We start from the raw sequence: 22,296 nt of genomic DNA, 5'->3' as shown, positions 1-22,296 counted from the left end.
AATAATTTATTCTGAAATTGGAATTTAATTAGCTGTTTTCCATGTATATTATGAATTTAATAACTGCATTAAAAACATCTATCACTTCATTTTTTTCGACAGTTACAATTTTCCCGTGAGCAATTTTATTTCTTTTCTCAATTATTTTTGTAAAATTACTTCTTGATAAATTTCCCACTTCAACGGGATCAATTCCTATTAACGATTTAAATAAAACAAATGCCTTATCAACCATATTGGATTCCTTTAGAAAAATATCAATGCTTTTTTCATCAATATTTTTACTATTTAAGTTTTCTACTATTTTTGAATTAATATAAGATTCTAATGCTATAGCAACTGATAGAAATGACAGGAGATATTTTTCATTTATATACTCTTCTTTGGATTGAACTAAAAGTTGTTTCCATGGTTCTACATTTAATTCTTTAGTTCTGCCATAAACCATCCAGCCTATTTTAACTATATCTCCGAATTTTCCAAAAGAATCTTCATTTGTAGTTTCTCTGGATATCCTTATTTCCTCAGAGGATAAAATGGTAAAATTTGCTCTATCGTTTTCATAAATAGGAGCAGAAAAATAAAATTTTTCTTTATTTGTTAAAAAAACTTTGTGAAAGATAGGGACTGTTTGCTTAAGCGAAACAACTTTTGGAGTACCAATGGCTATATCGCAAGTACCATATTCAATAATATTACTAACAAAATCTAAAGCAATGAAAGGATGTTCAGAACAATAAGCATCAATAATTCCATCTAAATATGAAAATGAATTACCACACGACCTACACTGATTGATTTCGTGGAGAGATACAGGACTATTTCTTTGCATGACAAAACTAAGCGACTCCCCAGATTTGCATTTACTACAACTAATTGATAAATTATTATTTATTCCTATCTTCATTTTATAGTTTTAATTTGCATCTAAATAAGCGATTAAAATATTTAATTATTTCAAATCAATTATAAATATCTATAATAATCGTAATCTTCGAATTTTTTAATTAGATAATCTTGCATTAATAGAATTTCTTCAACATGATCAACCTGTTTTCTTATATAGGTTAATCTAAATTCAGTTGATTTATTTGAACCCCATTGGCGACTTATTCTATTTCCATTTTCTTTTTTTTCAGAATAGTCCAGTTTTGATTCACGACAAATGATAAAAATATCATTTTCACGCTCTATGGGCTCGCTCCATACACCATGAATAAATAGATTTCTAATCTTTTTAATATTTGATACTTTTTGAATAAGCTGTTTTACAGTTTTATTTTCAAAATCTTTTAAATCATTTAGGTTTTTAAGCATTTCAATATTAGAAGCTAAAGTGTTTCTTTCAAAAAGGGTGTTAGCCAAAACAAAATCAGAAGTAATATATTTCCCTACTATAATTAATAATTTAGATTCCATTTTTGCAAAAAGAGTAGATAATAAACCAAGATAAAAATAAACTTCTTTTTCCTTTTCATCAGTATTTTTGAATTTGGATGTCATATTTAATATTTTAAATTTTTATAGAAAATTAATAAAGTATTGTTAGAGTTTATCGAATTTTAGGGACGTTCGATTACTCTGATTTTTCAAAACTTACAAATAAATATTCTGAAACTATTTTAGCTAGGTTTACTGTAAAGACAGCATGTCTTTCGTCAATTTTATAAGATGACTTTGATGGGCCAATTCCATGAGAATCACTATATGAATTTCTTAAACCAGAAACACCATTTATTATGCTAAAAACTCCTGATAAGATTTGTTTAATGTATTCATTTTCATGATTTGCTGGAGACATGTTTAGTAAGCTTGCTATAGTTTTATAAAGTTTTAATAAATTACCATCGTAATCATATTTTTCATTTGTCTTTGTTTCGAAAATAAATAAGCAGACTGATTCAATTAAAGTTCGAGCATTAGTAATTGAACCTTCATAATCTTTTTCAACTATTTTGGAATCACATTTTTTTATTTGTTCATGTATATACTCAAATGATATTCTTTCCAACCCTTTTGTTTCAACAAGTTCAGGATTTATTATATCAAAATCAGGAAAATATACAACTTCTCTAATTTCGGGCTCTTCATTTTTTATTGGATAAACTTTTAAGACTGCATCAAAAATTTCTTTTTTATCTTTTTCGCTAAGTTTGTCAATTAGAGCCTGATTTTTTGGATGCGATTTTATTTCAAAAACACTAACAAGAGAATATGATCTACTTCCATAAGTACTTGATACATCTAAGTAAGATGTAGAATTAATTAATAAATCTGATAAATCTTCGCGGCCTTTATACTTTAAAATTCTTCTTATTTTTTTATATCTGTATCTTCCATAAATAATTAATTATACATCAAAGATAATAATATTAGTACGCAGTTATTTTGCGTAGGTTTTATAAATTCAAGAATAAAAGTCCTAAAAGCGCACACAAACTCAAAAAAAAGATATTCAAAAAGTCTTTTCTAAAATCAGTTTATCTTTATAGATAATTATTTATTAACGTTTCTTCGGATCCTCACGTTCATTTAATCTTTCTCTTTCTCTTTCAAAATTCTTTCATACTTTAAAATCTTAATTATTTGTGAAACAATTTAGAATGTTTATTTTTGTCGAGAATTAATCTAAATAAAAATAAATACCGCATATTTTTTTTCAAAACCATAAAAATGAATTTTAAACGCCCAATTACCCTAATCATTTTCCTTTTTTTAGCCGTCAATTTGCAAGCACAAACACTTCGATTAAAGGTTGAAAACGAATCAAAAAGTCTTATTGCAAACGCCTCAGTTTCTTCAGGCAATAAAATTATCGGAACGACCAATAAAGCTGGACAAGTTTCGATTTCAGTTCAAGATATAGAAAACAAAACGGTTTTAATTTCGTCACCAGAATATCAGCCGCTTTCTTATGTTTTTTCTAATCTGGATGAAAAAAATGAAATTTCTATTGTTTTAGTTAGTGAAAACGAACTGCATGAAGTAGTTGTTACAGCAGGAAGAAAGCAAGAGAATATTGCGACAGTTCCTTCTTCGATCACTATTATGAGCCAAAAAGAAATTCAGGTTCAAAGCAGTATTAATACTAATTTATCGTCTATTCTAGGAAATGTTATTCCTGGTCTTGGTGTTTCAACAAATAAAGCAACAAACTCAGGGCAAACTTTAAGAGGGCGACAAGTTTTGGTTTTAATTGATGGAATTCCGCAGTCAACACCTTTAATGAATGGTGCTCGTGATATCCGTGTGGTCGATGCCAACGCAATCGAACGTATTGAGGTTATTAAAGGAGCTACTTCTATTTACGGAAACGGTTCAGGAGGAGGTATCATCAATTATATTACAAAAAAGAGCCCGTTGGTTGACAGTTTTCAAGGGATAACTACTGTAGGTGCTACTTTTAATCCAATCCATAGCAAAGAAACTTTTGGTTACCGTGTCTCGCAATTTTTCAATGGTAGAAAAAATAAGTTCAGCTACGTTATTGGAGGAGCTTTTGATTACACAGGCCTTCAAAGAGATGCAGATGGAAAACCTCTAGGACAGACAGATGGTTTGTCTAATTCGTCTCAGTCTAATGCTTTTGTCAAATTAGGATACGATATGGATGATCATACTAGTTTTAACGTAGTTTACAATTTCTATAGCAGTACCCAAGATGCTAAATATATTAGCCAAACAGGAGTATACGGTCAAACTCCGACAATTGGAGTGAGAGGTACAGAGCCTGGTAAAAGTGCAGGAACGCCTTTCAATCATAACTTCATGTTTACTTTTTCGAAAAATAATTTATTTAATACAACACAATTGGATGTGTCTGCTTATCTAAATTCTTTTCAATCGATGAATCGTTATGTGCCTTCCGGAACAGCTTGGTATGGCCCGGGACAAACCATGATTAATTCGAATAAAAATGGAACGCGAATTAACTTAAATACGCCTTTCAAAATTGGTTCAATGCCTACTGAAATTACTTATGGTATTGACGTTTTAAATGATGTTACTTTTCAGGATTTAGTAGACGGACGTGTTTATATCCCGAAAATGGACATGTTAAACATTGCTCCTTATGCACAATTAAAAGTGGATGTTTTAGAAAATTTAATTTTTAAAGGCGGATTGCGATATGAAAATGCAACAGTTCGTGTTGATGATTATAATACAATTGCTTCTGGACCAGGAAATCAAGGAAGTATTTTTGTAGAAGGAGGTAAAATTCCATATAATGCTACGATGTTTAATGCTGGTCTTCGTTTTAATAAGTATGAAATTTTTAATCCATTCGTAAGTTTTTCTCAGGCATTTGCCATAAATGAATTGGGAAGGATTTTAAGAAGTGCTGAAGAAAGCACGATTGCAAGTTTAGCAACAGATCCAATTATTACCAATAATTATGAAGTTGGTTTTTCTAGTAAGTTTTACAACTTTAATTTAACAGCTTCGTATTATATTAGCACTTCAAAATTAGGTGCTAATTTAATTGAAATTGACGGACGTTTGGTGGCACAGCGCGAACCTGAAGAAATTAAAGGATATGAAATAACATTAGATTACAGATTCTCTGATAAATTGAATGTTGGAGGAAGTTATTCTTATGTAGACGGAAAAGCAGAATTTGATGACGGAAGCGAAGTGTACTTAAACGGATCTCGTATTGCTCCTCCGAAAGCAACGGCATTCATTAATTACAAACCTGGTTCTGACTGGTTTTTACAATTGTCTTGGGTAAATACGGGCTGTCGCGATCGTTTTCAACCAAACGCGAATGGAAAGTACAATAATAGTGAAGGACCTATTTCGACAGTGAATTTGATTAATTTTGCCGGAAGTTATGCATTTAATAAAAACTGGTCGGTAAACTTAGGAATTGAAAACTTATTAAACAACAGTTATTATTCAACTTTAAGTCAATACCGCGCTGTAAATGCAGATTATGTAATGGGTAACGGTATGACGACAAGTTTAAACCTGCGTTATAAATTTTAAAATTTCAAAAAAGATCATTTTTAGAAGCTTTGCATTATTTGAAAACGATATAATAAATGAACAAAACGCTTAAAAAGAATATTGGCTTATTGCACCTTTGGCTCGGACTTGCGTCCGGGCTAATTGTTTTTATAGTTGCCCTTACAGGAAGTATATTGGTTTTTGAAGATGAACTGGACGAGTTTTTTAATCCTGAGTTTTATAAAGTTGCTAGCATAGGCGAGGAAAAAATGCCAGTAGACGGAATTATTTCTGATATGAAAGAAGATTTTCACCTTAAGAAAATTGATCGCGTTCATTCTTTTTATGATCCAGAAAGAACTTTACTGATTTCCGCAACTGATTTGGACAAGAAAAAACAGCTTTTTTCTATTGATCCCTACACTGGTAAAGTCCTAGCTTCTATCCTTGCAGAAAGACGTTTTTTTTCTATTGTGCTTGATTTGCATCGTCATTTGGTTTTGGGCGATTTTGGACAAGCTATCACAGGAATTAGCTGTCTTATTTTTGTGTTTATGCTTTTGTCGGGACTTGTTTTATGGTGGCCAAAGAAAATTAAAAACTTAAAACAAAGATTAACGGTAAAATGGGGCGCATCATTTAAAAGAGTAAACTGGGATTTTCACTCGACTTTTGGTTTTTATACTTTTTTGGTTCTACTAATTATTTCATTAACAGGTTTAACTTGGTCCTACGATTGGGTTGAAGACGGAGTTTATTTATTGGCCGACGGAACAACGAATAAAAAATCTGCGAAAGTTGAAAACCCAACTAAAATTGATCCAGAAGGAGATAAAACATTTTTCTATCAAAGCATATTCTCTAAGACAGACAGTGTTTTTAAATACAAGGGAGACACTCAAATCAGAATACCATCGGACACTATAAACAGTATTTTGGTTATCAAAATGAATCTTGAAAAAGATATACCAAATATTGCCAGCCTTGCTTATTTTGATAAATATACAGGCGAAATTGTAGAAGCGAGACCCTACGAATCATTTAGCAATGGCGATAAAGTAAGACGTTTGATTTATCCAATTCATACCGGAAGCATTTATGGTTATCCAACCAAAATTCTAGCATTCTTAGTTTGTCTTTTTGCTCTTACGCTTCCCATTACGGGGCTGTTGATTTGGCTTGGAAGGAAGAAGAAGAGTAAATAAATTCCAGCGGTATTGATCACATCAAAAAGATCATTTTATAGCTATAGAGAGTTTGATTATATATAAAGTATAATTATTTTATAATGAATAGAAAAGTCCTGAATTTCTTCAGGACTTTTCTATTTAATTTAAACTATTTTGTTTTCGTAGGACGTACTTCTATCTTGCTTGGAAGTACATTAGGATTCATTTTTAAGAGATCCACAACCATCTGTCCTAAATCTGATGGTTGGATTTTCCATTTGTCGTCTTCACTTGGAGTATGACCGTTAAAGTTTGAAGTGACTGATCCAGGCATAATCGTTGTGCACTTTACATCGTAATCACGAAGGTCTAGCATGGCAGCTTGTGTAAAACCCACCAAACCAAAGTTTGAGGCATTATAGGCAGCACCTTTGGCAAAGAAGTTCGCTCCAGCTAGCGATGCAATTGAAATATAATACCCTTTGTTTTCTTTAAGTTGCGCAACAGTAGCTTTCAGGGTATGAAAAGCTCCCGTAAGATTGGTATCTATCATTGTGTTCCAGTCTTCAAGGGACATTTCGTCTATGGGCGCAAATTTTCCTACTCCAGCATTGGCAATGACAATATCAAGTTTTCCGAATTTGGATACAATCTGCTCAACGGCTTTGAGTTCATCATTAAAATTTCTGACATCAGATTGTATGACAATTACGTTCTGTTTTCCTAATGTTTGTTGCGCTTTTTCAAGTGCTTCAGTATCCCTGCCTGAAATAGCTACTTTTAGTCCTTTTTGCACTAAAGCTTCTGCAATGCCCAGACCGATACCTTTTGTCGCTCCAGTTATATACGCTACTTTGTTTTCTATATTCTGCATTTTTATTATAATTAATTTTAATTTTTTTATCGCGCTTCAGATTTCTACATTGTGCATAGAAGATAAGCGGTTTATAAAAATACGATAAATTTCCAGTACAGTAGAAAGTTTTCGAAAATAGTGCACAGTTATAGCGATAGGTTTTCAAAGAGATTCAGATACAACATAAAGCAAAAAAGTTCTGCACTGGCAGAACTTTTTATTTCTTGAGGATTATTCGATATAAGAATCCTATTAAGCTGTTTCGAAAGTCTTCTGGATTTCGGTCTCAGTACCAGTGGCCTTTTGAGCTAAGCTTTCAGCAGCCTGAGCAAGTACATCCTTGTATTTAGCCAATCCGATACCGGCAATGGGTATGGCAAGTTTTCCGATGAGAGAGCCCGCATCGGGATGCCCATTATTTGTAAGATAAGAAGATAGCAGCAGCGAACCCACCGCGCCTATAAGGATATAGCTCCCTGGCACATCTGCAATCTTACTTTCAATAAAATCTCTAAGATCTTCAAGGTTTTCCTGGTTTATTAAGTTTTCCATAATTGTAAAGTTTTATATTCTTGTTATTTTTCAGATTAAAATTAAAAAGCCTATCTGAAATTATTTTATAGAATTGGGACACAGTATTATATAATAAAAAGGTGGTTCTAGCTTTCTGTTTATTTTATCGTCTGAATAAAAAGCGTTAAAAAACTTTTAAAACAGATTGCCCATTAATCATTTAGAAAATTTAACATGAATTCTTTATAACTAAGTGGTTGCTTTTGAATTCTAGAGAGCTTAAAATGCTGTAATGTTATTCTAATATTATGTAATGAGGGGCTGTTTAAATTGCCGTAAATTTGTCTTTATACTGGTAATGATACTGTTTAAATCAGTCAGAAAAATACAGGGGACCGGCGGGGTTCGTCTGGAGGTTCTGTCCCAAATGATTTAGTTAATTACCATATACTTTTCAGGCAACCGCCGGCCGCCAAAGGACTCCCTTTTTAGGGAGTTTTTTAGTTGTAGCTATACTGTTTTCAGTTAGTCTGATTAGAGCATGATTCGAACTATAGTTTAAACCCGCATCTAGCTACGTTTTTATAATGTCTTAAACCCTAGATGCACGATTCTGCACCTGAAGTTTTGGGCGCTTTAAAAAAAAATGAAAAATACCGTAAATGCAAAAAAACTGCATATTTTAATGATCTAGAGGTTTTTCAGTTTTATGAAAAAAAAGTCCTGAATTTCTTCAGGACTTTCGTGGGGAGAGCAGGATTCGAACCTAAGCTCGGGAACGCCCGCCTATGCTGCATTTTTTGTTTTGTAAAAGTTGGAGTGCCACGATTTTGCCATAAAACTTTTTATATTTAAATTTACATGCTAATGTGTTGATATTTAGTACGTTACTTCTATTTATTTGTGTGATTTATTTTATGTTTTAAATTTTACGATAAAATTAAAAAAAATGATTGATTTGTCCTATTTTTTTATTTTAGTTTGCTAACAGTCTAGACCTTGTTTTAAAGATAATGGCAACTTTTACTTCTCTAAAAGTCCTGCCTCCCAATAATGGTAATAATTTCTATACGTTCATCTCCATTTATTCGGTAGTAAATAGTATCAACGCCACAAACACAATAACGATATCCTTTTTTGATATGGTTGGCAGATGGAAATAAAAATGGATTTTGTTCTATTTTGTCAAAACAATCGTAAAACATATTGAAATAGTTGTCAGCCTGATCTAGTCCAAACTTGCCGACTCCATAGTAATAAATTCTTTTTAAATCTTCTTTGGCTTCGCTACTCAAATAATAGCTATACATCTCCCAAACCCTTTTTAAACTCGGTTAACATTTCCTCTCTAGTTTGTTTTTTTGCGAAACCACTTTTTTCTCCTTTATCTATTTTAGCTCTAACGAAGTCATAAAACTCTTCTTGCGAACGTGCTTTTTTGATTAAAAAATTAATAGCTTCACTTTTGCTGCTGAACTCTTCTGAGTTAACTTGATTTTTTAACCATTCTTCATTTGGAGCTGTCAATGATATACTTTGTCGTGTCATAATAATAAAAGCTTTTGAATTGGTGTAAATTTACACCAAAAAAATAAGATAGAAAAAGATTCTGTCAAAAACTTGTATTCCGAAAAGCGCCTTAACTTTTATGTACAAAAAATGTATCAAATCCAAAATTGAGGTGCCACCATTTTGACATATAACTTAGAGCATCAATTTATATTTTTTTTTTAATTATAAAAATCTTTTTTATACTAGCCTTAACGGGACAATTCTCGAACCATTTTCAAGATGATTTGAAAAAAATAAATATTACTTAAGATCTAGTTTCCATGCAATTTTATTTTTAGCGCATTATCAATCTGCTCCCCCATCGACACTGTCAAAAGTTTCTCTTTCCTTAGGTTTGATGCTGTATTTGACAGATACCATCGGACCATAGTAGATATCGAACCGAGTTCCATTTGTACGAAGCTGTATTTGTCCGATTACGCCAGCTAAAAAATGAATATTAGGAGTAATTCCTGCAGTATAATATACTGACAATCTAAAAATATCAAAATTCTCTTTTGCATAATCTTTTGACGCGAACTTAAGCATCAGCTCCGCATAGTAGCCTATATTGGGAGCCAAGAACAACGGTTTGCTCTTGCTTTGAGGGAGAAAATGATTTACTCCAAATCTCATACGAATTCTTGGGACGGTCTGATGGATTCCGTTTCCGTCATCAAAAAATTTAGTTTCAAAACGGATCTACTCAAATATATTTCCTCTCGGCATATCTTGTGAGAATGTGCCCATTATGATTAAGCGGTTCTCAAGCGTTTCATAATTTCCCATTTCTTCAACTGCATATTTCTGATTGTGCGCATATCCCAGCCACAATTTGATATTTTTGAAGCAAGAATAGACAAGCCATGGTCTTAAAACGACTCTCTGAGTGTATTCAAAAGGATTTTTTGTATCGTAGGATCCCTGCGTTACCAATTGCATATCAGCCTGACCGCTTAAGTGCCATTTTTCATATAGGGGAAAAGCAATATCACCTTCCGTTATAGAAGCTGGAATAAATCCAACTGTGTAAGGCGGATCAAGCTGTGCATTTGAAATTTGCGATGCTAAAAGTGCGGATAAAGAAATGATAACTCTTTTAAATTGGATCATAATTAGAGGTGTAGAAAACAGAAAAAGTTAAAATATGCTGCATAAGTTCAATGCGGTGACTGCAAACAAAAGAGGCTAAATTATTTTAGCCTCTCCAAATCAATAGTATTCCATTTAAGGCTCAACGATATTAAACCAGAAATTAAAACTGTCTATTTTTCCTAAAAATGAAGTAAAGGCATTTTGATCCCCATCGATCTTTATCGCTTTGGATTTCAAAAGATCAGCAAAAGAAGCTTCTTTTAAGCTCACTTTATTGAGATCGCTTCTGTTGATTGTTATTGTTGCTGTAACATCGTTTTTAACGCTTCCTCCAATTCGAGGTGTTACAACTCCATTTGCCACAATTAATGCTACCTTCTCTTTTACATCTGGAAGAACAATGTTAAAATTATATTTCATAGCAGCAGCATCAGCCTCTGTTCCTTTGAATTTCATGGCAAGAAAATTAAAGAATAAGTCAGTACTCATTCCGCGAACCATGTCGGGGCCAGCTGTATCAGGTGATGGCAGCACCTTAACTCCATTTCTTAATTCTGCTGCTCCTGACAAATAAAAATTTCTCCATGGACCAGATTCGGCTACATAGCCCAGCTGTTCGTAAGCATCTGCCAAAAGGTTTCTTCCATCCTGATTTTTCGGATCTGCAAAGACCAGATGGCTTGCAACTTCAGCCACCCATCGGTATTCTCCTTTGTCATACGATTTTTTAGCATTTGATAATAAATTATCCGCACCTCCCATAAATTCAACATACTTCTTGCCCGCATCAACTGGTGTCAGTTTATTTAAATTGGAAGGGTTGCCGTCAAACCATCCAAAGTATAATTGATATTGTGCGCGTACATCATGGCTTAAAGTTCCATAGTATCCTCTGCTGTAAAATTCTTTATCCAGCGATTCGGGAAGCTTCAGCATTTCAGCAATCTCTATAGGAGTATAGCCCTCGTTTGCAAGTCTTAGCGTCTGGTCATGGATGAAACGGTATAAATCACGCTGCTTCTCCCAATACGGTTTGATATTTTTGTTGTCCCAAGTAGGCCAGTGATGCGAAGCAAAAGAAAATTCTACATCGTCTCCCCATTTTGCAAGCGCCAAATCAATATAGGCGCTCCATTTCTGCCCATTACGAACCTGCGCGCCTCTTAATGTGTAAAGGTTGTGAAGTGTATGTGTTATATCCTCAGACTGGCAGAATGCTTTAAGTTCTGGAAAATAAAACATCATTTCGGCAGGCGCTTCCGACTCTGGAGTATAGATAAATTCAACTTTAAGGCCATCGACAATTTTTTCCTCGCCCGAAAGCTTGTTGATTTTTACGGTGCCGTCTAAAATCCCTGCCAGTCCTGTTGACGTTGTCTGCCCTAAACCAGTTCCTAATGTTCCCTTTGCATCTTTTGGAAGAAGATTTCCGTACATATAGGAAGCTCTTCTTCCCATGGTATTTCCTCCCATTACATTTTCGCTGATAGAATGGTCAAAAAATCCTTCAGGCACATAAATAGGCACTTTACCGCTTTTTACATCTTTTTCGTCAACAACGCCTCTTATTCCTCCAAAGTGGTCTATGTGGCTGTGGGTAATTATTACAGCGGCTACAGGTTTTTTTCCTATTTTTTCGTTTGCCAATTCCAAACCTGCTTTGGCTGTTTCAGGAGATAGTAGAGGATCAATAATAATCCATCCTGTTTTCCCTGCTATCAAAGTCATGTTTGCCAAGTCGAACCCTCTGATCTGATATATTGAGCCCTTCTTTACTTCAAACAGCCCATTGATACTGTTGAGTTCGCTTTGACGCCATAAGCTCGGATTTGTAGTTGCGGGTGCAGTGCCTTTTATAAAGTCATACTGCTTCATGTCGTAGATAATATTCCCTTTTGAATCCTTTATATTTCCTGCTGGAATAGTAGCTATCAGTCCCCTTTTTGCATTTTCATAATCGGTTTTGTCTGCAAAAGGAAGATAAGATAAGAGATCATTATTTGCTTTTTGCGTAAAGCTTGATGCCTCTTTCTGATTTTTATCTGTTTTGATTTTTTGAGAATAGGTACTTACTGTTGTAAACAAGGTTATAAATAATAAAAACCCGACTGCTGTTTCTGAAAATTTTTTCATGGTGATACCTCTTTAAGTTGTTAAAAAATAATAGAATGCTGATTTCTATATTTTGATGGGTATCTAAAATTAAATTTTAAATAAGAAGAAAGTAAATTCTTATTGGAAAAGATTGTTTCATTTTATAATTTGCAACCAGTTAATTGATTATGCAACATTATTTTTGTTATTATGCCACGCTGAGTATAAATAGATGGAATAATAAGCGAAGTAGCAATTTTAGCTTTTGTCCTTTCAGGTTGACCTAACGGGACATGAACCAATTTTTGCCGAAAACATTAAGATTTTAAATTTAAGTAAGAAAAGGGACATTTTGGAAATCACAAAAAAAGCCTGAGAAACATGGACTTCTCAGGCTTTACATTTTTTCTCGTATATACATCTATTCAAACCTAAAAGCGTCAGTACCTTATTTTGTTGGTTTTCTAGTTTTCATAAACACCGTGTGCCACGGTTTTGCCACAAATCTCTGATTGCTAAATTATAACAGTTTTTGATGTTGTATAAGTTTCGAACCTTAGCTTTTCATATCTTGATTTTACTGGATTTGCTGTTTTCCAAAACACCATGCGCCACGATTCTGCCACAAAACTAAAACAGGAGAAGCATCAGTGAAATTGTCCTTAACTTTTTTTGCGAGAAAGAGGATGAAGTTCACTTAATGTTTTGTGATCAATTTACTCTGATCTCTGAAATCACTTGGGGTGTATCCCATTTTGCGCTTAAAAGTTCTGTTAAAATTTGAAATATTATTAAAACCGCTGTCGTAGCATATTTCTTTTATTGATTGTTCAGATTCAAATAATAATCTTGCGGCCATACCTAATCTTAAATCGGTTACATAATCCGAAAATGAGCTATTTGTGCATTTTTTAAAGTAATGACTAAACGCAGATTCCGACATGTTAACTAAATCTGCAACTTCCTTCAATTGAATTTTATTCTGAAGATTATTCTTTATAAATTCATTTACTTTTTCGATTTTCTGGCTTTCAGAAAAACTGTAATAATCTACGTAAGAATGAGAGGCAAGGGTTTTTGAGTTTTTTGCTATTGCTAAATCGTGTAATATAGATAGAAAATCCAACAACGAATTAAAATCCTGAGAGTCGGATAATTGTAAAATTTTTGGTTTTAAATTTTCAATTGTTTCTTTCGAAAAAGCAATACCGCGTTTTGATCTTTCCAATAACTCTCGAATTGGAATAGCAAGTTTTCTCCTTAAAGTCTTTTCTGAAAATAAATCTTCATGAAACTGAATGGTGACCACATGAGCATCATTGTTTTCTTTAATTCCTGTCCATAAATGTGGCGTGTTAGGACCAATCAGCGCCAGATCACAATCAGAATATTCTCCTACAGAATCTCCAATAATTCTTTTTCCTGAAGAATTCAAAACTAAATTCAATTCAATTTCTGGATGAAAATGAAGAGGAAAGTCAAATTTTGCATTCATATGATTTAATACTATAAAGAAGTCGTCATCTGAAATTGGTACTAATTCTCTTAAAATATTGCGCTTTTCGTTCATAATAGTATTATTTTAATTCACTTACTGAATAATAAAGTTGGTCAAAAATAAGTAATAAATTTCTGTTTTAAACAATTTTAGGCTCAAATAAAAATTATATGTTCAAATAAAAATTACTTTTATTGATAAAAGTATTATTCGTAATTCATTAAAGTATTACTATTTGATGTAATTTACAAAATGCTTACGAAAACGAAGTAGTTAATTTGTCTCGAAACTATTAACTAATCTTTAACCAATCAAACAAATGAAAAAAAAATGGACAAAAAGTATACTTTTTTGTATTCTGTTTGTTAGCAGTTTTGCAGCTTACAGTCAGAATATAATTAAAGGTACAGTTGCCGACGAAAGCGGTCTTACAGTACCTGGAGTAAATATTACCGTAGAAGGTTCTTCTAAAAGTGCTTCTACAGATTTTGACGGGAAATTTGAAATCAGTGCTCCAGTAAATGCAATTTTATCTTTCTCTTTTATGGGTTTTGACACTCAGAAAATTCAAACCGCAGGAAAAAATACTTTGAATGTTGTTTTAAGAGCTTCTTCCCAAAACTTAAAAGAAGTTGTTGTAATCGGATACGGCTCTGTTAAAAAAGCGGATTTAACGGGTTCGGTAGCGACAATCAAAACCAAAACTTTAGAAGACATTCCAACCAATTCTGTTGAGCAGGTTTTACAAGGAAGAGTTGCAGGATTACAAGTTACGACTTCCCAGGATCCTAGTTCTACGTCTACAGTAAGAATCAGAGGAGGAAGTTCGCTTAGAGGTTCAAATGCACCTTTAGTGGTATTGGACGGATTTCCATTGGGAGATGCCGGCGATTTAAAGCAGGTAAATGTTGCCGATATTGATAAAGTAGATGTTCTGAAAGATGCTTCGGCTTCTGCAATCTACGGTTCAAGAGGTGCTAACGGAGTTATCATTATTACTACAAAGTCAGCTAAAAAAGGAAAAACCCAGATTCAGGTGCAGCAACAATCTACGTTTTCCGAGTTTAATTCAGAACTAAATCTTTGGAGAGATCCAGTTTTAATGGCGCAATTAAGTAATGAGGGAAGAATTAACGGAGGACAGACGCCTTTATATGTAGGTGCGAATAACTCAAACGGAGTTTATTATCCATCCATTCAGGAATTGCAATCGGGTTCGTGGCCGTATTTTACAAGATGGGGCGATGTGACTTTTAGAAACATGCCTTTAGGAAATAATACTATTGTGAGCATTAACAGCGGAACCGATAAAACGAGTTTTAATTTAAGCGGAAATTATTACAGCGAAGAAGGTGTTTTCGTAAAAGATGGTTACAGCAAAGGCGGTTACAACTTACGTATTAAGCATGATGTCTTTGATAATTTCACCGTTCGCTTTTCAAATATCGTAAGTAAAGGAAAAAGAACTTCAAACGGAGGTCTGGCGTATTGGAGAAATCCTATTTTCCCAATTTACGATGATAATGGCGATTATTATATGATTGGTCAGAACGATTATACACATCCTGTTGCGATTACCAATCTTCGTCAGAACGAAACTAAAACTATAGATGTTATCAGTTCTGCGGCGTTAGAATGGCAGATTATTCCGTCTTTGAAATTGACTTCAAGATTAAATTACAAATACGGATCTTCTGTAAATGATCAGTATTATCCAAGTAAATATACCGAAACCGGAGATTTTAATAACGGTGCGGGTTATATCAACAATTGGGAAGGGCAGAATTTTGTGTCTGAAACTTTTGCCAATTTCAATAAAACATTCAATAAACACGATTTTGGTGTAACTGGAGGTTATACATTCGAAAGTTATTTATCAAGAAGTTCAGGACTTGGTGCATTTGATTTTGTGAATGAAACTTTAGGAAACGAAAATATGGGCGCTGGAAATCCCGAAAGAAATACCGTTTCTAACGGAAAAGTAGAAACTAGATTGGTTTCAGGAATTTTTAGAATGAATTACGGTTATGATGATAAATATTTATTGACTGTTACAGGCCGTGCAGACGGATCCTCAAAATTTGGTAAAAACAATCAATGGGCGTATTTCCCGTCTGGTGCAGTAAGCTGGAAAGCACATAATGAGACTTTTATTAAAAGTTTAAATGTTTTTGATGAATTAAAATTCCGTGCTAGTTATGGTATTTCTGGAAATCAGGGAATCAATCCGTACCAGACTTTAAGTCGTTATGGAGTAAGTCAGTACTATGATAATGGAAGCTGGGTTTCTGCAATTGGGCCAGGTTATGTCGTCGGAACTACAGGTCAGGACGGAATTGAAAAACTTTGGGGCGGAATCCCGAATCCAGATTTAAAATGGGAAACTACTGCTCAAAGTGACTTTGGAGTTGATATTTCGATCTTAAAAAGCCGTTTAAACATCATATTCGATTATTACAACAAACAGACAAAAGACCTTTTGAGAGAAAGAATTCTAACTCCGTCATCTGGTTACGATAGAATTTGGGTTAACGACGGAGAATTAACGAATAAAGGTTATGAGATTACTGTTGACGGTGAAATCTTCAAAAATGAAGACTGGCAGGTTAATGCTTCTTTAGTGTATTCAAAGAATAAAAATGAAATTGTAAGCCTTGGTTCTGTTGCGCAATCAGGTTTAAATGTAGATCCGAACACAGGAATGCAGTACGAATATTCTGGAAACAGTTTAGAGCAGTTCAGACAATTTCCAAATCTGTTAGCAATCGGTCAGCCGGTAAATGTTTTCTACGGATATAAAACTAACGGAATTGTACAAAATCTTCAGGAAGGAATCAACGCTGGTCTGGACGGACAATTGGCGCAGCCGGGAGAATTTAAATATGTAGATATCAATGGCGACGGAGTTGTAGATACTAAAGATCAGACCATTATCGGAAATCCAAACCCGGATTTTATGGCGAGTTTTAATATGAGTCTTAAATACAAACAATTTGATTTCAGTTTCTTTTTAAACGGCGTTTTTGGTCAGGATGTATTAGATACTCAGGCATTTAATCAGCCAAGTAATGCGCCTTTACGCTGGACTTTGGACAATCCGACAAACGATTATCCAAGTTTAAGAGACGGAAGAACTTTGAAATTCTCAGACTGGTGGGTAAAAGACGGATCATTCGTTAGAATTCAAAACATCACTCTGGGGTATACTTTAAAACCAGTAAAAAGTGCATTCCAAAGCGTACGCTTATATCTAAATGCCAACAACGTATACACTTTTACCAAATTTGACGGTTACGATCCGGAAGTGGGAACAGACGGAATTTACTGGGGTGGTTATCCTAGATTGAGCAAATGGACATTCGGACTGGACTTAACTTTTTAAAAAACTACTATGAAAACAAGATATAAAATAGCAGCAATGGCGCTTATCATTAGTGCTTTTGCCTGCGACTTAAACGAAGAACCATACGGATTTTATTCGGAAGATAATTTCTATAAAAGTGCTTCTGATGCCGAATCTGCGGTTGATTACGCTTACGATGCTTTGACTTTCCTTGAGTATTCAAGAGCCATTTTTTATGTGGGAGATCTTCCAACAGAAGAATGTGGCCCAAAGGGTGATGAAACCGTTGATAATCAGAATTTAGATAAATGGCAAACGGGAACGTTTAATACCAATAGAATGTTGGGCAATTATTTTAAATATGCTTACATCGCCATAAATAGAGCGAATGCTGTTATTAAAAATGTACCGGACGGAAAATTTGAACAGGATTTAAAAGATAAATTTCTGGGAGAAGCTTATTTCCTTAGAGCTTGGAATTACTTCAATCTCGTTAAAAACTTCGGTCGCGTACCAATGCATACTTCTGTTGTAGAAACTGTAAGTCAGACTGCTGCTCCGATGGCAAAAAACTTAGATGAAGTATATGATTTTATTATTGCTGATGCTGAAAAAGCAATCGAATTATTAAAAGTAAATCAGGCTTTAGGGCGCGCAGATAAAGTTGCGGCGCAGGCTTTATTGGCAAAAGTGTATTTGTATATCGCTTCTTCAAAAGAACATAACGTTCCGCAATATGCAGAAATGAGTAAAGAGGTAGCGACTATGTATCAGCAGGCTGCAAAATATTCCGGAGATGTAATTACAGGCCAAAGTGTGTATGGTTTTGAGAATAATTTAATTAGTATATACGATGTTGAAAAACCATTAGGAAGAGAAAACATCTTTTTGCTTTCAATGGACAGAACCGGAGCAACGGAAGGAGATTATTCTAAAATTTCGAAACTGTTTATTCCGTATATCGACGGTGCAACTATTTATTTGAAAAACCCTGATAATACCTATTCCAAATCGCATGACGGATGGAGTGTATTTCAAACTCTGACAGGCTTTTATAACAGTTTTGATAACTCAGATAAAAGAAAAACAGACTTGTTTGTAACCACAACTTATAATGCATCTGGAGTTGTTTCGGCTCAATATCCGGGAAAAATTATTTATCCGTTTACACGAAAGTATATTGACCCGAATTTTATTGGAGATAAAACAAGCACAAAGCCTTTTTTAATTCGCTTTAGCGAAGTGGCTTTGACTTATGCTGAAGCTGCAGGTCCAACAACTGAGGCTTATGCTCTGGTAAACCAAATTAGAAACAGAGCCGGTTTAGGGAATCTTGCACCGGGATTGAGTTTGGAAAGTTTTAGACAGGCAGTTTGGAATGAACGTGCTTTAGAGTTGGCTTTTGAAGGAAACCGTCTTTATGACCTGCGTCGTTTCAACAAAGTTTCTCAGGTTGTACCGGAAGCTGCCGGAATTACAGCAGAAGAAGCAGCGTTTTATCCGATTCCACAAACAGAAATCGATTTGAACACAGGGTTATAATTTTAAAAATATACGATTATGAAAAAAATAATATACGTTTTGTTTTTCATTACTGCCTTAGCGCAGACAAGCTGTCAAAGCGATCCTTTGGAAGATATCGAAAAAGGAGACTGGAATAACGAACGCAATGTTTTGGATATAAAATTCGAAAATCAGGTTGGTAATGCACAAATCGTTCGCGTAGACGAGCAAACAGGAACTATCAATTTAGCAATTAACGTTGATGCCGTTCCTAACTTAAGCAATATTGTAATTAAAGAATTGGTCTTATCTTATGGAGCAAATTCATCGGTTGCTGAAGGCGAAGCTTTAAACTTTGAAAATGCTGAGAACAGCGCCAGTTTAACGGTTACTTCTCCAACAGGAAAATCAAGAAATTATACAGTTGTAGCAAGCTCATTTAGAGAATCTCTAATCGGAATTTACGATATAGATAACTTGATTGTTTACGGAGGAACAGGCCCGGAATATGGTGGTGGAGCAGTTTTAGCCATGACCGATAAACCTTGGATATGGTCAACAACAAATGGTCCGGACAAAGAATTGGACAATCAGTTAATTTTTGAAATGGAAGGAATTACAGAAGATGGAAATACGTACGGAAAAGTGACTAATACTGCTGGAGCAGATGGCCAATACGCCGATTTTATTTACGTAGGAAGTCCTCAAACCGATGTTAAAAATTTCTACAGACAAATTCCGACCGGAGAAGGAAAATGGTTGAGAAATTATGCAGCGGGAACTATCACATTCACTTTCGCAGACGGAACTATAAAAGTTGGAACTTTTGAAAATGCCGGAACAGAAGATTTAGGAAATGGACAAAAGAAAACCATTACCAATAACGCTTTTGCCTTTAATCTAAACGGTACAGACGACTGGACGAATATTTATTCGGACTATGACAAATTCGTGAAGAAACCAAGACGTTTTTGGATAGATGTTACCAAAAAAGATTAAGTAAAGAGGTTGTAAATCAAATGTATGCGAAACATATTTATTAAAATTCTAGTATCATTTTGGTTAGTGAACTCGGTAATCAGTTGCTCGGCTTCGGCCGATGCAACTATTGCTGTTGATAGCAATACCATTATAAATGAAAATTACATTGGCAACGGTGTCCAATGGGATCCGTATCAATTGGATTACGGAGAAAAACAGCTCAACATTTCGGCGGCAGACTGGCAGAAATTGTATGCGCGTCTTGATTTTATGAAACCCCAATTCATAAGAGTGATGATCAATACAACTTCGGTAATTGAAAATGGAGTCTTAAATGAAACTAAAAATTACCAAAATATTGCCCCAATTCTGGAATATTGCCAGTCCCGAAATGTGAAGGTTGTTTTAGGAGACTGGGGCGACCGAATGGTTAATAGTAAAGCCAATACGATTTCAGAAAATAATTTAAAACTGGCTGCTCAATATCTTGATTTTCTTGTGAATAAAAAGGGTTTTTCATGTATCAAATATTATAACATGATCAACGAACCGAATGGATTCTGGTCGGCTACGGATGAAAATTATGGGCTATGGAAAAATGCAGCTCAATTTTTCTGGACAAATCTTCAAGCTGTAAATCTTGATAAAAAAGTGTCTTTAATGGGACCGGATATTGCGATTTGGAAAGCCGATAAAGTAGATTGGATTACGAATTCTGTTAAAGATTTAGATAGTGCGATCGGCGTATACGACATCCATACGTATCCGTCAAAAATCACGGTCAATTCAGGAGAATATACTTCGATATTAAAAGCGTATAAAGATGCTGTTCCAAAAGGAAAACCAATCGTTATGGGAGAAATCGGATTCAAATTTGTTGAAAAACATGATGAAGCGTTAATGAACGAAAATATAGAAAGAGCCAAAGCAAAACCTTACGCTTCGGTTGAAGATTCTCAAATGTTTGTTTACAATTATGTCTATGGTTCAGATATGGCCGATGCTTTAATTCAAACCGTAAATGCCGGTTATTCGGGATCGGTTGCCTGGATGCTTGATGATGCCATGCATGCCAAAGAACAAAAAAACAAACTAAAAGTCTGGGGTTTTTGGAACATTTTAGGAGACGAATATTTTGGAAGTAAAGAAGAAGAAGTCCGCCCATGGTTTTATGCCTGGTCTTTATTGACAAAATACATGCCGACGGGTTGTAAAGTGCATCAGGTTTCGGTAAACGGAAATCCAAACCTAAAAGCGGTTTCAGTTTCTAAAGACGGAAAAAATATGATCGCGATTGTCAATGTTTCGAATCAAAATCTTAAAGTAAATCTGACTTCGAAGAATTTACCTGTTTTAGAAAAAGTAAAAAGTTTTGCTTACGCGAAAAATCAGCTGAAACTCGAAGGCGATCATACAATGCTTCCGAACAAGACCAACTTCACTTTACATTTAAAAGACAATACAACGCAAACCATTCCGGCAGAAGGACTTTTGGTTTTAACCAATTTTGAATATTAATCTTAAAAATGCGATTATGAAATCATTATATACAATTTTATTGCTGTCGGGCTTTTTGTGTTTCGGATGCTCCTCTTCTGATGACAAAAAAGATCCTGGAGGAAACGAGCCTGAAAATCCGATTCCGGTTACGCTTCAATTATCTGATCCAAACGCCACCGCAGAAACCAAAGCCTTGTATTCTAATTTATGGAGAATTCAGGAAAAAGGAACTATGTTCGGACATCACGACGATTTATTATACGGAAGAAACTGGATGACAGAAGCCGGACATTCTGATATTAAAGATGTTTGCGGAGATTATCCTGCTGTTTTTAGCGTAGATTTTGCCGAAATTATGGACGACAGAAGTTCGACTTCAACCTTAAATAATGATCGAGCAAGAGTTATTAAAGAAGCCAGAGAAAGAGGCGAAGTGATTACAGCTTGTTGTCATTTAAACAATCCTTTAACAGGAGGAGACAGTTGGGATAATTCTAAAAATACGGTGGCAAAAGAAATCCTCACAGACGGAAGCGCAACTAATATAAAATTTAATTCCTGGCTGGATAAACTGGCCGATTTTGCCAATAATTTAAAAGACAAAGACGGAAAACTGATTCCGGTTATTTTTCGCCCTTTTCACGAACATACACAAACCTGGTCTTGGTGGGGTTCTGGAGCAACAACACAGCAGGAATTTATCAGTTTATGGAAATACACTATCGATTATTTGAAGAATAAAAAAGGAGTTCATAGCTTTATTTATGCGATTTCTCCGCAATTAGATTCACAGGGAACTGTTGAGAGCTTTTTGTTTAGATGGCCTGGTGACGATTATGTGGATTTTATTGGCTGGGACAGTTATCACGGAACCAATACCACAGCTTTTAGCACCAATCTTAGAAATCTGGCGACACTTTCGCAGCAAAAACTAAAACCATGCGGTGTTACAGAAACAGGAGTAGAAGGAATTGTAAAAAACGGGGCTCCGTACGATACGTATTGGACAAACGAAATTAGTGTTCCATTAACGGGAAAAAAAGTTTCGATGGTTGTACTGTGGAGAAACAAATACGATCCGTCTCACGAAGGAAACCATTTTTATGCTCCGTTTGACGGTCATAGTTCTGCTGCAAACTTCAAACTGCTTTATGCAAGTCCGAATATGATCTTTAGCAAAAAACTGCCGGATATGTACACGTTGGCAGTCAACACAATTGTAAAATAAAAACCAAAATACAAA

18 protein-coding genes are annotated in these 22,296 nt (G+C 34.6%); 7 read left to right on the top strand and 11 right to left on the bottom strand.

The genetic code is table 11. The annotated features are described in order from the left end of the window. Positions 1–28 precede the first annotated feature (28 nt). The 3 genes from Q9Q97_RS12325 to Q9Q97_RS12315 all read right to left on the bottom strand — a co-directional run bounded on the left by Q9Q97_RS12325 (position 29) and on the right by Q9Q97_RS12315 (position 2,011). Positions 29–907, bottom strand: a complete 879-nt coding sequence (locus Q9Q97_RS12325) for a HEPN domain-containing protein (RefSeq protein ID WP_306157401.1) — start codon at positions 905–907, stop codon at positions 29–31. A gap of 59 nt (positions 908–966) precedes the next feature. After that, entirely contained in the window at positions 967–1,503 is a 537-nt protein-coding gene (locus Q9Q97_RS12320; RefSeq protein ID WP_306157399.1) for a hypothetical protein, read from the bottom strand. Between the two features lie 73 nt (positions 1,504–1,576). Further along, a complete protein-coding gene (locus Q9Q97_RS12315) occupies positions 1,577–2,011 on the bottom strand; it encodes an abortive infection family protein (RefSeq protein ID WP_306157396.1) in 435 nt (144 codons plus the stop codon). 662 nt (positions 2,012–2,673) lie between these two features. Between Q9Q97_RS12315 and Q9Q97_RS12310 the strand changes: the two genes are divergently transcribed. Continuing rightward, positions 2,674–4,989, top strand: a complete 2,316-nt coding sequence (locus tag Q9Q97_RS12310; protein WP_306157394.1) for a TonB-dependent receptor — start codon at positions 2,674–2,676, stop codon at positions 4,987–4,989. Positions 4,990–5,045: 56 nt separating this feature from the next. After that, positions 5,046–6,155 carry a PepSY domain-containing protein gene (locus Q9Q97_RS12305; protein WP_306157392.1) on the top strand — a complete coding sequence of 370 codons (1,110 nt, stop codon included), beginning with the start codon at positions 5,046–5,048 and terminating at the stop codon, positions 6,153–6,155. Between the two features lie 133 nt (positions 6,156–6,288). Here the strand turns inward: Q9Q97_RS12305 and Q9Q97_RS12300 are convergent, their stop codons facing one another. The 8 genes from Q9Q97_RS12300 to Q9Q97_RS12265 all read right to left on the bottom strand — a co-directional run bounded on the left by Q9Q97_RS12300 (position 6,289) and on the right by Q9Q97_RS12265 (position 13,798). Continuing rightward, positions 6,289–6,993: an SDR family oxidoreductase gene (locus Q9Q97_RS12300; RefSeq protein ID WP_306157390.1), complete on the bottom strand. Its 705-nt coding sequence runs from the start codon at positions 6,991–6,993 to the stop codon at positions 6,289–6,291. Positions 6,994–7,227: 234 nt separating this feature from the next. Further along, entirely contained in the window at positions 7,228–7,527 is a 300-nt protein-coding gene (locus Q9Q97_RS12295) for a hypothetical protein (protein ID WP_306157388.1), read from the bottom strand. A 992-nt stretch (positions 7,528–8,519) separates the two neighbouring features. Beyond that, positions 8,520–8,798, bottom strand: a complete 279-nt coding sequence (locus tag Q9Q97_RS12290; protein WP_306157387.1) for a type II toxin-antitoxin system RelE/ParE family toxin — start codon at positions 8,796–8,798, stop codon at positions 8,520–8,522. Next, entirely contained in the window at positions 8,791–9,036 is a 246-nt protein-coding gene (locus Q9Q97_RS12285) for a CopG family transcriptional regulator (protein WP_306157385.1), read from the bottom strand. Before Q9Q97_RS12285 ends, Q9Q97_RS12290 begins: the two co-directional genes overlap by 8 nt. A 309-nt stretch (positions 9,037–9,345) precedes the next feature. After that, positions 9,346–9,621: a hypothetical protein gene (locus tag Q9Q97_RS12280; RefSeq protein WP_306157382.1), complete on the bottom strand. Its 276-nt coding sequence runs from the start codon at positions 9,619–9,621 to the stop codon at positions 9,346–9,348. A 120-nt stretch (positions 9,622–9,741) separates the two neighbouring features. After that, the gene (locus tag Q9Q97_RS12275) at positions 9,742–10,152 is read right to left on the bottom strand and encodes a hypothetical protein (RefSeq protein ID WP_306157379.1); all 411 of its coding nucleotides are present in this window, start codon (positions 10,150–10,152) and stop codon (positions 9,742–9,744) included. Positions 10,153–10,266: 114 nt separating this feature from the next. Then, positions 10,267–12,267, bottom strand: coding sequence for an alkyl/aryl-sulfatase (locus tag Q9Q97_RS12270; protein ID WP_306157377.1), 2,001 nt, complete (start codon positions 12,265–12,267; stop codon positions 10,267–10,269). A 658-nt stretch (positions 12,268–12,925) separates the two neighbouring features. Further along, on the bottom strand, positions 12,926–13,798 hold the full coding sequence (locus Q9Q97_RS12265) for an AraC family transcriptional regulator (RefSeq protein WP_306157375.1): 873 nt from the start codon (positions 13,796–13,798) through the stop codon (positions 12,926–12,928). A 247-nt stretch (positions 13,799–14,045) separates the two neighbouring features. Between Q9Q97_RS12265 and Q9Q97_RS12260 the strand changes: the two genes are divergently transcribed. From Q9Q97_RS12260 to Q9Q97_RS12240, 5 genes are read left to right on the top strand one after another with little or no spacing between them, the layout of a single operon-like run. Next, positions 14,046–17,108 carry a TonB-dependent receptor gene (locus Q9Q97_RS12260; protein ID WP_306157373.1) on the top strand — a complete coding sequence of 1,021 codons (3,063 nt, stop codon included), beginning with the start codon at positions 14,046–14,048 and terminating at the stop codon, positions 17,106–17,108. Between the two features lie 9 nt (positions 17,109–17,117). Next, positions 17,118–18,611, top strand: a complete 1,494-nt coding sequence (locus tag Q9Q97_RS12255; RefSeq protein WP_306157371.1) for a RagB/SusD family nutrient uptake outer membrane protein — start codon at positions 17,118–17,120, stop codon at positions 18,609–18,611. An 18-nt stretch (positions 18,612–18,629) separates the two neighbouring features. Next, positions 18,630–19,571 carry a hypothetical protein gene (locus Q9Q97_RS12250; RefSeq protein ID WP_306157369.1) on the top strand — a complete coding sequence of 314 codons (942 nt, stop codon included), beginning with the start codon at positions 18,630–18,632 and terminating at the stop codon, positions 19,569–19,571. Positions 19,572–19,595: 24 nt separating this feature from the next. Next, positions 19,596–21,071 (top strand): cellulase family glycosylhydrolase, encoded by a 1,476-nt coding sequence (locus Q9Q97_RS12245; protein WP_306157368.1) that lies wholly within the window; start codon positions 19,596–19,598, stop codon positions 21,069–21,071. A gap of 16 nt (positions 21,072–21,087) precedes the next feature. Continuing rightward, on the top strand, positions 21,088–22,281 hold the full coding sequence (locus tag Q9Q97_RS12240) for a glycoside hydrolase family 26 protein (RefSeq protein WP_306157366.1): 1,194 nt from the start codon (positions 21,088–21,090) through the stop codon (positions 22,279–22,281). The last annotated feature ends 15 nt before the right edge of the window (positions 22,282–22,296 follow it).

Origin of the sequence: Flavobacterium sp. DG2-3 (assembly GCF_030730925.1) — a bacterium.
GTDB lineage: Bacteria > Bacteroidota > Bacteroidia > Flavobacteriales > Flavobacteriaceae > Flavobacterium.
This window is presented reverse-complemented; position numbering and strand designations above follow the sequence as displayed.

Coding starts and splice junctions, on each gene's coding strand:
- Q9Q97_RS12290 (WP_306157387.1), bottom strand. CDS start 8,798: ATGTATAGCTATTATTTGAGTAGCGAAGCCAAAGAAGATTTAAAAAGA.
- Q9Q97_RS12285 (WP_306157385.1), bottom strand. CDS start 9,036: ATGACACGACAAAGTATATCATTGACAGCTCCAAATGAAGAATGGTTA.
- Q9Q97_RS12295 (WP_306157388.1), bottom strand. CDS start 7,527: ATGGAAAACTTAATAAACCAGGAAAACCTTGAAGATCTTAGAGATTTT.
- Q9Q97_RS12270 (WP_306157377.1), bottom strand. CDS start 12,267: ATGAAAAAATTTTCAGAAACAGCAGTCGGGTTTTTATTATTTATAACC.
- Q9Q97_RS12245 (WP_306157368.1), top strand. CDS start 19,596: ATGCGAAACATATTTATTAAAATTCTAGTATCATTTTGGTTAGTGAAC.
- Q9Q97_RS12250 (WP_306157369.1), top strand. CDS start 18,630: ATGAAAAAAATAATATACGTTTTGTTTTTCATTACTGCCTTAGCGCAG.
- Q9Q97_RS12300 (WP_306157390.1), bottom strand. CDS start 6,993: ATGCAGAATATAGAAAACAAAGTAGCGTATATAACTGGAGCGACAAAA.
- Q9Q97_RS12255 (WP_306157371.1), top strand. CDS start 17,118: ATGAAAACAAGATATAAAATAGCAGCAATGGCGCTTATCATTAGTGCT.
- Q9Q97_RS12260 (WP_306157373.1), top strand. CDS start 14,046: ATGAAAAAAAAATGGACAAAAAGTATACTTTTTTGTATTCTGTTTGTT.
- Q9Q97_RS12325 (WP_306157401.1), bottom strand. CDS start 907: ATGAAGATAGGAATAAATAATAATTTATCAATTAGTTGTAGTAAATGC.
- Q9Q97_RS12265 (WP_306157375.1), bottom strand. CDS start 13,798: ATGAACGAAAAGCGCAATATTTTAAGAGAATTAGTACCAATTTCAGAT.
- Q9Q97_RS12240 (WP_306157366.1), top strand. CDS start 21,088: ATGAAATCATTATATACAATTTTATTGCTGTCGGGCTTTTTGTGTTTC.
- Q9Q97_RS12320 (WP_306157399.1), bottom strand. CDS start 1,503: ATGACATCCAAATTCAAAAATACTGATGAAAAGGAAAAAGAAGTTTAT.
- Q9Q97_RS12310 (WP_306157394.1), top strand. CDS start 2,674: ATGAATTTTAAACGCCCAATTACCCTAATCATTTTCCTTTTTTTAGCC.
- Q9Q97_RS12275 (WP_306157379.1), bottom strand. CDS start 10,152: ATGATCCAATTTAAAAGAGTTATCATTTCTTTATCCGCACTTTTAGCA.
- Q9Q97_RS12305 (WP_306157392.1), top strand. CDS start 5,046: ATGAACAAAACGCTTAAAAAGAATATTGGCTTATTGCACCTTTGGCTC.